Raw genomic sequence first — 1,251 nt, 5'->3', positions numbered from 1 at the left:
GATATCACCTTCATACGCTTGCACGATAGATTGGGTAATCGACAAACCTAGCCCTGCACCTACGCTACCTACATGTTGGCGAGATTTATCTGCGCGATAAAAACGGTCGAAAAGGTACGGTAAGTTTTGCTCGGCAATGGTGTCACCTTGGTTGCTGACCGATATCGTCACCTGTTCATCAACCGCTTGAACGTCAATCACAATGGTTGAATCAGCATACGCATGACGAATCGCGTTGGAGAGCAAATTGCCCACCGCACGCTCAAACATGTTTTTGTCCATATAGAGCTGACCGTCGCCTGAGCTCACGATTCGCACCTCGGTATCTTCGGCCAATATTTCAAAATACGCGACCAAACGTGCGATTTCCTCCTGCACCGCAAACACTTCGTCATGGCGATGAATGAGCTTGTTTTCAGCCTTGGCAATGTAGAGCAAATCGTTGATGGTTTTCGTGATGCGGTTGAGTTCTTCCAACGTTGAGGCAATCGCATCCTGATACTCTTCAGACGTTCGACACGCACCTAAAATGACCTGATTTTGTGTAGTAATGTTGGTGAGTGGCGTTTTTAACTCGTGTGCTATATCAGAAGAAAACTCGCTCAAGCGGCGAAAACCAGTTTGCAACCTATCGAGCATCGCGTTGTGTTTGTTGGCTAACTCGCGCAGTTCTATTGGCAACGAATCGGGGTCGAGACGAATGCCCATTTGCTCTGGTGATATCTGTTGAATGTGCTGATTCAATCCCACAATCGGCTTCAACCCACGTTTTACCATCCAACCGCTCAACGCGGAAGAAATCACAAACGCCAAACCGAGCGCCCAAAACAAAATCCAGTCGAGTTTATCCAAAAACAAAATATGGTGGTTGATACTCATGCCGAGCACCACCTGATACTCCGCAGCTTGAAACGCAAACGCGCGAATATTCAGCGAGTCCTCACTCCATTCGATGGCACGCTCGTGATTTAAAACCTGAGGTGAGCTAATGCTGTAGGCTCGGTTCTGAGGAATCGTCAGGCTCGAATTCTGATACACGTTCTGCTTGCCTTCAAACACCCACATGTAGAGCGTGCTGCTATTCGCTTGCTTGAACATGTCCTCTGGCGAGCGTATTAATTCTTTCTCAATGGCATTGAACTTACTGGAAATATAGCTGAAATCTTGCGAATAAAAGTGGCGCTCAATGGCGTACTGTAGGATGAAAGCCAAAGAAAAATAGGTCACAAACGTCATACTAACAAACATCAG

General features: G+C 46.9%; 1 protein-coding gene. It reads right to left on the bottom strand.

The window, feature by feature from the left end; translation table 11 throughout:
• On the bottom strand, positions 1–1,251 hold a 1,251-nt coding region (locus R7E00_RS23960; RefSeq protein ID WP_318124750.1), incomplete at both ends, for a heavy metal sensor histidine kinase.

The sequence above is a fragment of the Vibrio sp. Vb1755 genome (assembly GCF_033338635.1).
Taxonomy (GTDB): domain Bacteria; phylum Pseudomonadota; class Gammaproteobacteria; order Enterobacterales; family Vibrionaceae; genus Vibrio; species Vibrio alginolyticus.
The sequence above is the reverse complement of the archived record's forward strand: the minus strand, read 5'-3'. Positions and strand labels throughout refer to the sequence as shown.